Below are 14008 nucleotides of genomic sequence, written 5' to 3'. Positions count from 1 at the left end.
AAAAGAAGTCCTTTCTCTTAACGAGAAAAGGACTTCTTTTTTGTTATCATTTTCTTAACATATAGCTTTTCTATTTCAATATACAACTGCGCTAACTGAATATAGGAATGATAATTATTCGGTTTCTTTATAATGAACGAATATCGCTCCATAAAATTAACTGGTTGTACTTCCAATTTACTCGTATAAGCTTCCATTTCATTTAAACTATGAACAGGTTGCTCATTTAGCCAATATATAATCGATAACAAATGTGCCGCAAAAAGAATCATTGGACCTTCAGCTTCTTGCTTATTTCTGTTTCGGAATAGTGTAGCAATGTCCTCATGCTTACTTTTCCATACATTCAACAGTACAGGAATACTATTTTCAATTTCATTCCACGGCTCATATTGTCTTTCAATATCAAATATAAAGTAAGTATTTTGTATTATTTCTTCAAAAGACTGATCTGTATGATACATAATCGAAGTTACGCTTTCTGTAAAAAATGGTAAGCACCGAAATTCTTTCGGTATTTCTATAACTCGCTCCATCCTTTATTTCCCCTTCATTCGCTTCTTTCCTTCACGACACACTTCTAGTAATCGGCACTCTTCACATTGTGGTCGCTGTGCTTTACAGTGGTAACGCCCAAAGAAAATCATACGATGATGTGTAACGCCCCATTCATCCATCGGAACTTTCTTCATTAATGTCTTTTCTACTTCTAACACCGAATCTTTCCACCTACAAATCGCTAACCGTTTACTCACTCTCTCTACATGCGTATCAACAGCAATCGCTGGAATTCCAAATGCAACCGAAACAACTACATTCGCTGTCTTTCTTCCTACTCCTGGTAATTTCGTCAACTCGTCACGGTCTTCTGGAACTTTCCCGTTATAATCATCTAGCAACATCTGGCACAATTTTTGAATATTTTTCGCCTTATTTCTAAACAATCCAATGGAACGTATATCTTGTTGTAATTCTTCTAAAGACACGCTTAAATAATCTTCCGGTGTTTTATATTTTTGAAATAAATTTTTCGTCACTTTATTTACAAGTGCATCTGTACATTGTGCAGATAACGCCACCGCGATTACTAATTCAAATGGATTATCATGAATTAATTCACAATGTGCTTCTGGATACATATCCGCCATTGTGTCTAAACAATAGCGAATTTGCGTTTTATTTAACATATACTTCCTCCTACATTACTGCTCCAACCAATTATAAAAAGGCACTTTCCCAGTAAATTTCGTCTCTTGTTTTGTCGTTTGCTGCGTTCGTTGTTGATTTGCTCTAAATTTCCGTCCTTGGTTTTGGGCTTGATCTACTGTTTTAATACCATTCTTTTTCCACTCAAATAAAATACGATCAATATATCGGAAATTAAGCTTACCGCTCATTACAGCTTCCCTGAGGGCCGCTTGAATTAAATTCGGATGATGTTGATCTTGATCTTCCCACATACCCAACGTTTCACATTCAAACGGAGAAAGTGGTCTTCCAAATTCTTTTTCAAATACTGTATATAAATTTACTTGCAGTTGTTTTATTTCTTTTTGTTCTTCCTCTATTGATTCGTTCATTAAGAAATGCAATATTTTTTCCCATAGCGGTTGTAAAGAATAACTTTCACACATCATCGCTTCTGATTTTTGTCCACCTTCTAGTGATAAAAAACCTTTTTGAATCAATGTCTGAATTACTTCCATACATTTCATTTCAGTAATCGTCATCCGTTCTGAAATCTCTGACGGAGTCGGAAACGAATTGCCCGATTCTAAAAATGTGTGTACATGAAGTACAACCATAAATTCCATTTCATTTAACCCTAATTTTTTATAATGCATCATAAGTAATTTTGGAATTGCAATGCTTCCCTGCTCAAACCACTGTAACATCATTTTCTTTTTCATCACCAAACACCTCGCTCTCTAGTATAACACACCTTTCGCTATTTCTTTTTGCCACAATTCGTCAAAAAAACCTTCCTATTATGTAGGAAGGTTTTTTGTATTGCGTTAATAAAATATACAATTAAGCTTGCACTTTACTTTTCATAAACGTATGAATGCGTTCTAATGCTTTCTCTACTTGTTCAAGAGATGTCGCATATGATAAACGAACGTTATTTGGAGCACCAAATCCTGTACCTGGTACAAGAGCCACTTTTTCCTCTTCTAATAGAGCTTTTGCCCAATCATCCACAGTTTCGTATCCTGATAAAGCTACAGCTTCTTTTACATTAGGGAATAAGTAAAATGCACCTTGTGGTTTAATGCAAGTAAATCCAGGGATTTGAATTAATTTATCATAAATAATGTTTAATCTTTCTTCAAATGCTTGACGCATTGTTTCTACAGGTTCTTGTGAGCCTGCATATGCTGCAATTGCGCCGTATTGAGCGATTGAAGTAGGGTTTGACGTACTATGACTCGCTAAGTTCGTCATCGCTTTAATAAGCTGCTTATTTCCTGCTGCATATCCAATACGCCATCCTGTCATAGAATGAGATTTAGATACACCATTAATAATAAGTGTTTGTTCTTTTAATGCATTAGAAAGCTGGGCAATCGAAGTATATTCTGCTCCACCATAAATTAATTTTTCATAAATTTCATCTGAAACGATTAAAATATCGTGTTCTAAACATACTTCTCCAAGCTGTTGTAATTCCTCTTTGCTATAAATCATTCCTGTTGGATTGCTCGGTGAATTAATAATAACTGCTTTCGTTTTCTCTGTAATTGCCTCACGCAGCTGCTTCGCTGTAATTTTGTACTCATTGTCTTCCAGGCCTTCTACGTAAACTGGCTTACCTCCAGCAAGCTTTACTTGCTCAGGATAACTTACCCAATAAGGAGTTGGGATGATAACTTCATCTCCTTCATCAAGTAACACTTGGAATAATGTATATAATGCATGCTTTGCACCGTTACATACAATAATTTCAGATGGATCATACGCAATTCCTTGATCACGTGTAAACTTCTTCACAATTTCTTGTTTTAACGCTTGTAATCCACCTGTTGGTGTATACTTCGTATGTCCTTCTAACATCGCTTTATGTGCAGCATCCATAATATGTTCTGGCGTATTAAAGTCAGGTTCTCCTGCCCCTAATCCAATTACATCATGACCTTCTGCTTTTAATGCTTGTGCCTTTGCTGTAATTTCTAAAGTTGCAGATGGTGTTAAAGCAGCTACTCGCTTTGCTAATTTCATTTGTAGTTCCCCCTACATCTATTTTTCAATGCTGTAGTGACCAGCATAAGCCCCATTTTGAAACTCTAAATAATAATACGTATAACGATCTTCCTGATCAATATATGTAATTTCCCACAACGGAATATCGTTTTGAGCACCTAATTTTACTTTTATAATTTCTTTTGGCTTTGGCTTTGGCTCATCACCTTTTCCTGTAGCTTGTTCAGCCAACTTTTGCAAAGCTTCTTTTTCAGGAATACCTTCACTCTTTTTCTTCACAAGGACATTCCCTTTTTTATTAGGCACCCAAACAATAATTTGTTCTCCTTTTTCGTCTACACCTTGTACGACTGTATATGAAGAATTTCCATTATAATAATCAACAGATTTTACTTTTGTAAGCTTTGCCTTTTCTTTTGCAATTTCTACAGATTTTTCCTCTTTATGGATTTTCTTTTCCATTGCTTTATTGTAAACATACGCCCCATATATTCCGCTAGCAACGATTACGATAACGATTGCAAAGATCCACTTTTTCATTGTATCACTACGTTCTGTAAATCGTAAATACAGCTATTTCTTTATCTTTTTCGTCTAATGCTAATCCGAACATGAGGTCCTGTTCTTTTAACGTACGATTCAAACTATCAACAATTTTATACAAGTCAGACGAATATTTAATACGCGTCGTTGATAGGACTTCGATTTTCTTATCCATGAAAAAACTCCTCCGTTACACAAAAATTTCTAATTATAGAAGAACGCAATACGGTTACAATAAGAGTACATTCTTTACAACCCCTGCTTCATCACCCATCTATTATAGCAGGACATGTACTGCAAAAAAAGGTTTCAAGTCGAAAACCAATACATTTTGTATACAAGAAGTAAGAAAAATAAAATTCCTCCTACCCACATTTTTTACGCCTGAAGCTTAAATGTACTTCAGGCGTATTTTTCTTCCAATTTTATTTATTTGGCCATGCCTTTAATTGTTCTAATAATTCTTCTAGAGGGCCTTCATAAAGCGGAACAGTTGGGATTGATTGTAAAAAACGTTTTCCATAAGAAGCGCTTATCAAACGACGGTCTAATACAAATACTGTTCCGGTATCTGTACTTGTTCTAATCAGACGACCAAATCCTTGTTTGAAACGCAAGATTGCTTGCGGGAGTGCTAACTTAGCGAATACGTCCTCTCCTTGATTTTTTAAACACTCTCCTTTTGCTTCCATCATCGGTTGATGAGGAGGCGTAAAGGGAAGCCGTACAATAACAAGACAACTAAGGGCATCTCCAGGTATATCTATCCCTTCCCAAAAACTACTTGTTCCTAACAAAATCGATTTGTCGAACTCTTGAAATTTACGAATGAGACGACTTCGGCTCTTATTATTTACACTTTGCGTTAATAATAAATACCCCTCTAATTCTTCATTATTTTTCAAATTCGTATACGCTTCTTTCAACATTTCATACGAAGTGAATAAAACAAGCATTCTACCTTTTGTAGCTTTCGCTATTTTTGCAATATGTGCCGATACAGATTCAATATATTCTTCATTACTTGCTTGCTTAATAAAAGGCACATCTGTTGAAACCATTAATTTCATCTGTTCTTCAAAACGGAATGGTGATGGAACCTGTAATGTATTGGGAGCAAAATCATGTAAACCTAGCTCCTCTTTTATATAGTCAAATGAATCGTTTACTGTTAACGTTGCTGATGTGAAAATAACACTCTTTTTCTGTGTTAAAAATTCATCCGCAAGCCTTTCACCAATATGAACAGGCTGTGCATATAAAACGGTTGAATGAATTGTTCCCTTCGTTTCAGTCTCCATCCATGTCACGTATGAATTTTTTTCTAAAATGAGTAATTGTAAAGATTGTTCCATCTTTCTCAACAACTCAATTAAATGCATAAATTCACCTGTAACAACATGCATCTCCCATTCTAATTTACTTTGCAATATATCAACTTGCTTCTCAAGTGTAGTCAATAATTTTCTTACATCGTATACAAAACGATTTGTTAACTCGGTAATGCTATCCCATAACTTACCTTTCTCTACTTCCGTGTTATATCGATAAATGAGTGGCATATTGCTTATCCCTTGTTCCTGCTTTGTTTGTTTAAAGATGAAAGCACGTAACATTTGGAATAGCTCATCCGCATCAAATTTCAATTCCTTCAAACTATGACTCACCATACGGAAAGTCGAACGAGAGGCTTGCTCTGATTTTTTCATCATTTTATATACTTTAGAAAGTACATCATCTGTTTCTAGCGTACCAAGACGAGATAAAACTAATTGAAAATACATACAGGAGAACTGTTCACCTAATGTTCTACTCGCCGCTTCCTCGATATGATGAGCTTCATCAAAAATAATATGTTCACATGAAGCAAATAGTGGTTCTTCACTTGAAAAATCTTGAAATAATAACGCATGATTTGTAATAACGATATCTGCAAATAATGCTTTATTCTTTGCTCGTTGATAAAAACAACGGCTATACCAGTTGCTTTGCATCCCGCCTGGACTATGTACATCACTACAAATGCGGTTCCAAAGTAACTTTCCGCCCTCAGGAATATTTAATTCATCACGATCGCCAGTTTCTGTTTGCAATAACCACACTAAAATTTTTGCCTTTGTGAGCGCCATATCATAATTTTTCTCTTCCTCTTGCAAAGCATATTCAAATTTATGTAGACAAAGATAATGCTTTCTTCCTTTCAAAAGAGCTACTTCAAATGAAAATGGCATTATTTTCTGTAATAATGGAATTTCTTTTTCTAATATTTGTTGTTGCAGTTGTACTGTTTGGGTACTTATGATGACAGGTTCTTCTTTTTTCGTTGCAAAATAAATACTTGGAAGTAAATATGCAAGAGTCTTCCCTGTTCCTGTTCCTGCTTCAATTAGTGAAAACCTAGAATCTCTTAGTGCTGTATATATTTCCTTCATCATAATCTGTTGGCTTTCTCTTTTTTCAAACTTTGGCATATTCAATTCCAGGTTATCGATTGCCTTATGCAAGAAAGCATCAAATTTAGACGAACATGTTTCACTGAGATTTAAAGCATAATTCCGTTTTCGAAGCGCAATATTTCGATACACTTCATACCCCTCTGCCGCTTTTCTACCATGCATCATTTTCTTTAAAATATTTTCAGAAAGTACATCCGCTATATCACTTTGAAAAACATCGCTCAATTCATAGAGCGATTGCAAGGTGACAAGTGGTAACTTTTCAATTTCATTTAAAAATTGTAAAAATAATTCCGCTGTTGCAAGAGCATCACTATCCGCACGATGCGGTTGATCGTGCTCTAATTCATGTTGTTTAGCTAAATCACGTAATTTATAACTATCAGCCGTCGGCAAAAGAATTTGCGCCAACTCAACTGTATCAACTTTCGGACAATGTACTTCTGTATATCCAGCCTGCCTTAATTCTTCCGTTAAAAAATTCCAATCAAAGTGAACGTTATGTGCAACGAAAGCTGCACCTTGCAATAGCTCAACAACCATCGGGGCTACATCTTGAAATAACGGGGCTTGCTTAACCATACTCTCATCAATCCCTGTTAATTCTGTAATAAATGGCGGAATCTCTCTCTTCGGATTAATAAAAGATGAAAAAATCTCTAATATCTCTCCATCTTCCACTACAACAGCTGCGATTTGGGTAATTTTATCCTTCCCGTCCTTCCAGGAGTTCCCTGTCGTCTCTAAATCCACAACGACATAACGCTTACTCATATATGTAACACCTCAATTTCTTACCTATCAAACGCAAAATTATATAATGTTACTATACCACGTTTTATCTCATCTTAATGAAAAGATGCACAAAAAAGCTACCTCCGTAATAGAGATAGCCTTCTTACTTATAATATCGTACCCGCTTTTTCAGCGCCTAACATTTGGATAATTTGATTATTATCGTCTAATACTGCAATTTTCGGCTCTTGGTTATGAATATTTTCTTCTGCCACTAAACCGTAGCAAATAATAATAACTTTATCCCCTGGCTGTACAAGCCTTGCAGCTGCACCATTTAAACAAACAACACCGCTACCGCGTTCTCCTTTAATAACATATGTCTCTAAGCGCGCACCATTATTGTTATTTACAATTTGTACTTTTTCATTTTCTACAAGATTTACTGCATCCATTAAATCTTCATCAATTGTAATACTACCTACATAATTTAAATTTGCTTCTGTTACCGTAGCGCGATGTAACTTCGCTCTCATCATTGTGCGAAACATAGATGCTCCCCCTTATTTAACCGTTAATGTTATATTGTCAATTAATCGTACATTCTCAAATTTAACTGCAATTGCTAAAATCATTCGTCCTTCAATTTTATCTATTACTTGTAGTGAAGGATAGGCATATAAATCAGCATAATCTACAGTGCCTTTCGTATACGTCTCAATATACTCTTTCACAAGAGTTGTAATGATTTCTGCATTACGTTCGCCTGCTTCAATTCTTTCTTTCGCTTTACATAGACTGCGGTATAAATGAGGAGCCTCTTCACGCTCTTCTTGTGATAAATACACGTTACGAGAACTTTTCGCTAATCCATCTACTTCCCTTACAATATCCACTGGTACGATCGTAACCGGAATATTAAAATCAGCGACAAATCCTTCAATGACAGCAACTTGCTGTGCATCTTTCATACCGAAATAAGCACGCGTTGGCAATGTAATATTAAATAGTTTCATTAGTACAGTCGCAACTCCAGCGAAATGACCAGGTCTTTGTTTGCCACATAATACATCGGTACGTTTCACAACTGCTACTGTTGTCGTTTGTTCTGCTGGATACATTTCTTCTACGCTCGGATAAAATAAATAATCTACACCGTTTTCTTTTGCTACATTTTCATCTCTATCAATATCACGAGGGTATCGATCTAAATCTTCATTTGGCCCAAACTGTAGTGGATTGACAAACACGCTTAAAACTACAATTTCATTTTCTGCTCTTGCCTTACGTAATAAAGTCGCATGACCTTCATGTAAATAACCCATCGTTGGAACAAAACCAATACTTTTTCCACTTATACGAAGTTCGTTTGTAATTTGCTGCATCTCTTGTACTGTAGTTACGATTTTCATTATTGTTTTCCTCCGTATAACGCTAAGCATTCTTCCTCTTTCATTGTGAATGAATGTTTTTCTTCTGGAAATTGCCCTGTCTTTACTTCAGTAACGTATTGTGAAATCCCTCGCACAATCTCCTCTTGAACAGACGTATATTGCTTTACAAATTTCGGAACACGATTTACGCCGTATGAGATAAGATCATGATAAACAAGTACTTGCCCATCTACTTTTTTCCCTGCTCCAATTCCAATCGTCGGAATTGTTAGTTGCTTCGAAATTAATTCCGCTAACTGCATTGGCACACATTCTAACACAAGCGCTATCGCACCAGCTTCCTCACATCTCTTCGCATCTTCTATTAATTTTTTTGCACTTTCAGCATCTTTTCCTTGTACTTTATACCCACCTAGTACTCCTACAGATTGAGGAGTTAAGCCTAAGTGTGCCACGACAGGAATTCCCGCATTCGTCAAGTAATGAATAGTTGATACCACTTCCCCTGCACCTTCTACCTTCAGTGCATGAGCACCACTCTCTTGAACAATGCGGCGTGCATTCACCATCGTATCTTGAGGCGAAACATGATACGACATAAATGGCATATCAGTTACAATAAACGTCTCTTTCGCTCCTCGGCGTACAGCTTTCGTATGATGAATCATATCCTCTACTGTTACAGGTACTGTTGAATCGTAGCCGAGCACAACCATCCCAAGGGAATCTCCAACTAGAATCATATCAACTTCAGCTTCTTCTGCTAACTTAGCAGACGGATAATCATACGCCGTTAGCATCGTAATCGGCTCACCTTGCTCTTTCATCTTCAAAAAATCTGTTTTTGTTTTCAAAAACTACTCCTCCTTTATACAGGAGAGAGGAGATGGCCGAAATCATATAAAAAACCCCTCTGGCCATAAAAGGGCAGAAGGGTTGTGTGTTAGTCGGCATTATTCATCCCTCTGTCCCAGTCCGTTATTGGATCAAGGCAGAATCCAAGTTATTATTTTTCGTATTGCTTCGAATCATGGTGCAGTTCGCTCTGATACTGCCCACATTCGAACTAATTATAGCAAACTCCAAAAAGGAATTACTACATTTTTTTGAAAAAATAATTTTTTATTTCCATTAAGGTATGTGAAATTTTTTTATAAATAACTCAATCATAGAAAGATAAAGCTTTGTTTAAAATGCCTCGTATAACTCTTAAACTAATGATGCAGGTTAATTGAGAAACGTACTTACAAAAGGAGAATTGCGAATGTTTATGAACAAATGGTTATTTCCATTCACCGGTTTGCTTCTGATGCTTGTAGGGATGATAACTTTTAGCTCCTTCCATGCATTTGCCTCAGTTAACGTCGTAACACAACTTATCGATTCAACGAAAGTAATTGAGGTCGAACTGAATGATGATTACTTTCATCCAAACGTCATCACCATTCCAATTGAAGAGTCAACAACATTGTTATTAAAAAACAAAGGTAAGAATGAACACACCTTTACAGTAAAAAAACTCGGCATTGATGTCATAGTCGAGTCAGGAAAAGAAAAAAACATTACCGTGAAACCTAAAAATACTGGTACATATGAATTAATATGCCGGTACCATCTTCTTAAAGGAATGGAAGGCAAAGTAATAGTCAAATAAAAAGAAGTTCCAAAAAGGAACTTCTTTTACTTAATTTCGATATCCGCAGAATGAATGTGATGTACTTTCCCTTCATGGTCCTCCAGAAGCAATACACCATCCTCTGTAATTCCTTTTGCTACCCCTGTAATTGTCTCTCTCATCGTTCGAGCGGTAATTTCTTTCCCGATGCTCACAGCGTAACTTTCCCAAAGAATTTTAATGACAGAGAAACCATTTTGTAAATACTCTTCATATAATTTTTCTAGTTGTAAAAAGATTTGTTGCATAAGCTCTGCACGAACAATCGGCTCACCGGATTCAATCGCTAAAGAAGTAGCAATATGTTGAATTTCCTCATCAAAATGTTCTTGCTTTTGATTCGCATTAATACCAATGCCCATAATGACAGCATTAATTTTATCAGGATCTGCCTGCATTTCTGTTAATATACCTACAGCCTTTTTACCTTGAATTAAAATATCATTCGGCCATTTTATTCCTACGTTTACACCCGTGCACTTTTCAATTGCTTGTGCAACGCTAACAGCCGCTAATAAAGTAAGTTGTGGTGCATGATGAACCGGGATTGATGGACGTAAAATAATACTCATCCAAATTCCTGTTCCTTTTGGTGAATGCCATTTCCTGCTTAAACGACCTCTGCCGGCTGTTTGTTCTTCTGCCACAACAATCGTTCCTTCTTCTGCACCTTCATAAGCAAGTTTTGCTGCAATATGCTGCGTAGATTCAACAGACTCTTCAAAATATACCGTTCTACCAATATGTTTCGTTTGTAACCCTAACTGAATTTCATTAGCAGTCACTTTGTCTGGCTTACTCGCAATTCGATAACCTAATCGACGCACAGCTTCAAGTTCATATCCCTCATTCCGAAGGTCCTCCATATGTTTCCACACAGCGGTTCTTGAACAACCAAGTTTATCACTAATCGTTTGGCCAGATACAAACGTGCCATCCGCTTCTGAAAAAACTTGCAATAACTGCTTTCTTATAGTAGATTGCATTCTTGCAGCCACTCCCTTATACACTCTTTCTCATTACCTACGTTTCCTTGTACGATTGCTTCTTCAATTTTTTGAATCATTTCAGCAACCCACGGACCAGGCTTTTTATTTGCCCAATTTAATAAATCATTCCCAGTCACATTCATTTCTTGGCGACTCTTTATTGGCAATTTTTCAAACAACGTTTGTACCCGTTTAACAGATGTATTATCATAGCTTTCAATCATCGCTTCATATACTCTTTCTGCCATTTCAGCGATATGAATTCCCGTTTTATAAAGAAGAACTGTATCCCAATCCTTCTCCTTTCTCGTACGGATTGTTAATAAAACTGCAACGATATCTTTTATTTTTTTATTCGAAAACTTCCATTGACGTAAAAAGACAGATGGATGCTCTTCTCCAATACAATATAAGAAAAATGCCCATGCCTCAATATCCGTTTCAAAAGAATCCCAGTTATACTGCGTAGCTTTTAACAATCTCTCTTCTGACATTTGTAAATATGGTAGATGAGAAAATAGCTTCGTTTCTACTAATTCTTGCAAGCCCTTCACGCAATATGTACCAGTTAACAGTTTCTCAAACTCCACTGTAATTCGCTCAATTGCAATATGTTCTAGCAAATGTCCATATGTTTCTATTGCTTGTTTCGTTTTCATTTCTAAAGAAAAACCTAACGTACTTACGAAACGAATACCACGCATCATTCGCAGGGCGTCTTCTTGAAAACGATCCGCAGCATTGCCAACCGTCACAATTTCTCTCTTTTGAATCGCTTGCTGTCCAGCAAATAAATCAACCATTTTGCCTTCTTCTGTCATCGCAATTGCATTCATTGTGAAATCACGACGTTTTAAATCCTCTTCTAATGAACGAACAAATTGAACACTACTAGGTCTTCGAAAATCTTCATATTCGCTCTCTGTTCGAAAAGTGGTTACCTCATAAGGTTCACCATTTTCTACCACAATTACAGTTCCATGCTCAAGACCAACAGGAACATGTCTTGGAAATATAGCCATCACTTCTTCTGGTAAAGCAGATGTCGCAATATCAATATCTCCAATCGGCCTATCGATAATAAGATCTCGTACGCTTCCGCCGACAAAGTAGGCCTCATGTCCTTGTTGCTTTAAAGTCTCAATAATAGAACTAGCTTTTTTAAATCTTTCCATTTTTGTCATCCCTTAGTACATCATAGTAAATCGTTTCATATTGTGAGACGATTTTTTCAGAGCGGAACTGCTCGTAAACACTTGCTCTTGCTCGCTCTCCCATATTACGGTGAAGTTCTTCATCCTTTAATAGCTGAATGGCTTGATTTGCCACTCCTGCTGGATTGCCAACTTCACATAAATATCCTGTTTCACCATGTTGAATGACTTCTGGAATACCTCCAACCCTTGTTCCGATACAAGGCACACCACACGCCATCGCTTCTAATAAAACAAGACCAAAACTCTCCTTCTCTGATAGAAGCAACATTAAATCACTCATTGCAAGTAGCTCTGCAACATTATCTTGCTTCCCTAAGAATAAGACGCGATCTTCAATATGTAAATTTTTCACTAACTGTAAAATCGTGCAAAATTCTGGTCCATCTCCAACAAGAAGCAACTTCGCATCTACTTCTGTAACAACTTTGGCAAATGCCTGAACAACATCTTGCACGCGTTTCACTTTACGGAAATTTGAAATGTGAATTAGTATCTTTTCACTCTCACTTATACCGTATTCTTTCTTTAATTGAGACATATCACGCTTGAAATATACACGCTCGTCTATAAAGTTATATACCGTTTGAATGTTTTTATTTGGTTTTACAAGCTCATGCGTTTCGCTAATCAATGAATGCGAGACAGCCGTCACAACATCAGATTGCTCAATACCAAAACGAATTAAATTATTTAGCGAAGGGTCGGAACCTAACACAGTAATATCTGTTCCATGCAAGGTTGTAACAATTTTAATACGCTCCCCAATCATTTGTTTTGCTAAATAAGCACAAATGGCATGTGGTATTGCGTAATGCACATGTAAAATATCTAGGTTCTCTCTTTGTGCAACCTCTGCCATTTTACTCGCTAACGCTAAATCGTATGGTGGATATTGAAATACAGAGTATTGACTTACCGTCACTTCATGAAAATAAATGTTTGGATACACTTTATTTAATCGGAATGGTAAACCCGATGTAATAAAGTGTATTTCATGCCCGCGTTCCGCTAATTGCTTTCCTAATTCTGTTCCAACAACTCCAGAACCACCTACAGAAGGATAACATGTAATACCTATTTTTAATTTCATTTACATCCCCCTACTAAATCAGCATGTAATAAAACCGGTTTCTTACTCTTAAATCCCTCGGCATATAAGACTCCAACTTCTTTTCCAAACATTTTCTCTCGAGCGACCACAGTTTCAACGTAACCTTCTGTTAACGGCGTTTTCACACCATCACTACCTGTTAAAAACTGACTTTCATATGCTTCTAATGCTTCCACTTTTATAGAAAGGTACTCACTTATATCTATACAAAAATTCGGTTTATGAAAACCATTAATCATATAATAATAAAAAGACTCCACGCGATGTGGCGAAACCTCTGGCATATATTTACGAATTCCCGCTGAAAAAATAGCTTCTTCCACAAGTTTTGCACAATTTGCATGATCTGGATGACGATCTTCATAATACGGCGCAAAAACTAGTTTTGGTTTATATGTACGAATCACCTTTACAATTTCACGTATATACTCTTCTTTCATATACAAACCACGGTCTGGCATCGCTAAATTCAGTCTCGTTTTTACTCCCATTATACGAGCTGCCGCCTTTGCTTCTTCTTTTCTCAATTCTATCGTTCCATTAGAAGAAAGGTCAGCTTCTGTTAAATCACAAATACCTACTTCATACCCTTGCTTCGTATATTTAGCAATGGTACCAGCCATGCCGATTTCAACATCATCGGCATGAGCACCAAACGCTAATATATGTAATCCACTCATAATTGTT

The 14008-nt window shown here is 36.5% G+C and carries 15 protein-coding genes; 1 reads left to right on the top strand and 14 read right to left on the bottom strand.

The window, feature by feature from the left end; genetic code table 11:
- Positions 1-17: 17 nt before the first annotated feature.
- The 10 genes from JDS82_RS04170 to panB form a co-directional block, all read right to left on the bottom strand.
- A complete protein-coding gene (locus JDS82_RS04170) occupies positions 18-536 on the bottom strand; it encodes a YpoC family protein (RefSeq protein WP_060489629.1) in 519 nt (172 codons plus the stop codon).
- Positions 537-539: 3 nt separating this feature from the next.
- The gene (nth, locus tag JDS82_RS04165) at positions 540-1187 is read right to left on the bottom strand and encodes an endonuclease III (protein WP_046958931.1); all 648 of its coding nucleotides are present in this window, start codon (positions 1185-1187) and stop codon (positions 540-542) included.
- 15 nt (positions 1188-1202) lie between these two features.
- Positions 1203-1910 carry a DNA replication protein DnaD gene (dnaD, locus tag JDS82_RS04160; protein WP_000728534.1) on the bottom strand — a complete coding sequence of 236 codons (708 nt, stop codon included), beginning with the start codon at positions 1908-1910 and terminating at the stop codon, positions 1203-1205.
- A 121-nt stretch (positions 1911-2031) separates the two neighbouring features.
- The gene (aspB, locus tag JDS82_RS04155) at positions 2032-3219 is read right to left on the bottom strand and encodes an aspartate transaminase AspB (protein WP_000761545.1); all 1188 of its coding nucleotides are present in this window, start codon (positions 3217-3219) and stop codon (positions 2032-2034) included.
- An 18-nt stretch (positions 3220-3237) separates the two neighbouring features.
- The gene (locus JDS82_RS04150; protein WP_000758745.1) at positions 3238-3741 is read right to left on the bottom strand and encodes a cell wall elongation regulator TseB-like domain-containing protein; all 504 of its coding nucleotides are present in this window, start codon (positions 3739-3741) and stop codon (positions 3238-3240) included.
- Positions 3742-3748: 7 nt separating this feature from the next.
- Positions 3749-3919 (bottom strand): YpmA family protein, encoded by a 171-nt coding sequence (locus JDS82_RS04145; RefSeq protein ID WP_000358351.1) that lies wholly within the window; start codon positions 3917-3919, stop codon positions 3749-3751.
- Positions 3920-4169: 250 nt separating this feature from the next.
- Positions 4170-6974 (bottom strand): ATP-dependent DNA helicase DinG, encoded by a 2805-nt coding sequence (dinG, locus tag JDS82_RS04140; RefSeq protein WP_064473270.1) that lies wholly within the window; start codon positions 6972-6974, stop codon positions 4170-4172.
- Positions 6975-7102: 128 nt separating this feature from the next.
- Positions 7103-7486 carry an aspartate 1-decarboxylase gene (gene panD, locus JDS82_RS04135; RefSeq protein ID WP_199712748.1) on the bottom strand — a complete coding sequence of 128 codons (384 nt, stop codon included), beginning with the start codon at positions 7484-7486 and terminating at the stop codon, positions 7103-7105.
- A gap of 12 nt (positions 7487-7498) precedes the next feature.
- The gene (panC, locus tag JDS82_RS04130) at positions 7499-8347 is read right to left on the bottom strand and encodes a pantoate--beta-alanine ligase (protein ID WP_070168593.1); all 849 of its coding nucleotides are present in this window, start codon (positions 8345-8347) and stop codon (positions 7499-7501) included.
- Positions 8347-9183 (bottom strand): 3-methyl-2-oxobutanoate hydroxymethyltransferase, encoded by an 837-nt coding sequence (panB, locus tag JDS82_RS04125; protein ID WP_000853116.1) that lies wholly within the window; start codon positions 9181-9183, stop codon positions 8347-8349. Before panB ends, panC begins: the two co-directional genes overlap by 1 nt.
- Before the next feature lie 410 nt (positions 9184-9593).
- On the opposite strand from panB, the gene JDS82_RS04120 reads away from it, so the two are divergent.
- Entirely contained in the window at positions 9594-9983 is a 390-nt protein-coding gene (locus JDS82_RS04120) for a cupredoxin domain-containing protein (RefSeq protein ID WP_061672426.1), read from the top strand.
- 26 nt (positions 9984-10009) lie between these two features.
- On the opposite strand, the gene JDS82_RS04115 is transcribed toward JDS82_RS04120, so the two are convergent.
- Genes JDS82_RS04115 through bshB1 form a run of 4 tightly spaced genes read right to left on the bottom strand, consistent with a single transcriptional unit; the run spans position 10010 to position 14001 of the window.
- A complete protein-coding gene (locus JDS82_RS04115; RefSeq protein WP_064056768.1) occupies positions 10010-10990 on the bottom strand; it encodes a biotin--[acetyl-CoA-carboxylase] ligase in 981 nt (326 codons plus the stop codon).
- Positions 10975-12168 carry a CCA tRNA nucleotidyltransferase gene (locus tag JDS82_RS04110; protein WP_064056769.1) on the bottom strand — a complete coding sequence of 398 codons (1194 nt, stop codon included), beginning with the start codon at positions 12166-12168 and terminating at the stop codon, positions 10975-10977. The genes JDS82_RS04115 and JDS82_RS04110 overlap by 16 nt, the downstream gene beginning before the upstream one ends.
- The gene (gene bshA, locus JDS82_RS04105; RefSeq protein ID WP_046955215.1) at positions 12155-13300 is read right to left on the bottom strand and encodes an N-acetyl-alpha-D-glucosaminyl L-malate synthase BshA; all 1146 of its coding nucleotides are present in this window, start codon (positions 13298-13300) and stop codon (positions 12155-12157) included. The genes JDS82_RS04110 and bshA overlap by 14 nt, the downstream gene beginning before the upstream one ends.
- Positions 13297-14001, bottom strand: a complete 705-nt coding sequence (bshB1, locus tag JDS82_RS04100; protein ID WP_000015668.1) for a bacillithiol biosynthesis deacetylase BshB1 — start codon at positions 13999-14001, stop codon at positions 13297-13299. Before bshB1 ends, bshA begins: the two co-directional genes overlap by 4 nt.
- Positions 14002-14008 lie beyond the last annotated feature (7 nt).

Source organism: Bacillus cereus group sp. N14, assembly GCF_016483555.1.
Taxonomy (GTDB): Bacteria; Bacillota; Bacilli; order Bacillales; family Bacillaceae_G; genus Bacillus_A; species Bacillus_A wiedmannii.
This window is presented reverse-complemented; position numbering and strand designations above follow the sequence as displayed.

Excerpts from the sequence above, each read along its gene's own strand:
- JDS82_RS04170 (WP_060489629.1), bottom strand. The coding sequence starts at position 536 with ATGGAGCGAGTTATAGAAATACCGAAAGAATTTCGGTGCTTACCATTT.
- nth (WP_046958931.1), bottom strand. The coding sequence starts at position 1,187 with ATGTTAAATAAAACGCAAATTCGCTATTGTTTAGACACAATGGCGGAT.
- dnaD (WP_000728534.1), bottom strand. The coding sequence starts at position 1,910 with ATGAAAAAGAAAATGATGTTACAGTGGTTTGAGCAGGGAAGCATTGCA.
- aspB (WP_000761545.1), bottom strand. The coding sequence starts at position 3,219 with ATGAAATTAGCAAAGCGAGTAGCTGCTTTAACACCATCTGCAACTTTA.
- JDS82_RS04150 (WP_000758745.1), bottom strand. The coding sequence starts at position 3,741 with ATGAAAAAGTGGATCTTTGCAATCGTTATCGTAATCGTTGCTAGCGGA.
- JDS82_RS04145 (WP_000358351.1), bottom strand. The coding sequence starts at position 3,919 with ATGGATAAGAAAATCGAAGTCCTATCAACGACGCGTATTAAATATTCG.
- dinG (WP_064473270.1), bottom strand. The coding sequence starts at position 6,974 with ATGAGTAAGCGTTATGTCGTTGTGGATTTAGAGACGACAGGGAACTCC.
- panD (WP_199712748.1), bottom strand. The coding sequence starts at position 7,486 with ATGTTTCGCACAATGATGAGAGCGAAGTTACATCGCGCTACGGTAACA.
- panC (WP_070168593.1), bottom strand. The coding sequence starts at position 8,347 with ATGAAAATCGTAACTACAGTACAAGAGATGCAGCAAATTACAAACGAA.
- JDS82_RS04120 (WP_061672426.1), top strand. The coding sequence starts at position 9,594 with ATGTTTATGAACAAATGGTTATTTCCATTCACCGGTTTGCTTCTGATG.
- JDS82_RS04115 (WP_064056768.1), bottom strand. The coding sequence starts at position 10,990 with ATGCAATCTACTATAAGAAAGCAGTTATTGCAAGTTTTTTCAGAAGCG.
- JDS82_RS04110 (WP_064056769.1), bottom strand. The coding sequence starts at position 12,168 with ATGGAAAGATTTAAAAAAGCTAGTTCTATTATTGAGACTTTAAAGCAA.
- bshA (WP_046955215.1), bottom strand. The coding sequence starts at position 13,300 with ATGAAATTAAAAATAGGTATTACATGTTATCCTTCTGTAGGTGGTTCT.
- bshB1 (WP_000015668.1), bottom strand. The coding sequence starts at position 14,001 with ATGAGTGGATTACATATATTAGCGTTTGGTGCTCATGCCGATGATGTT.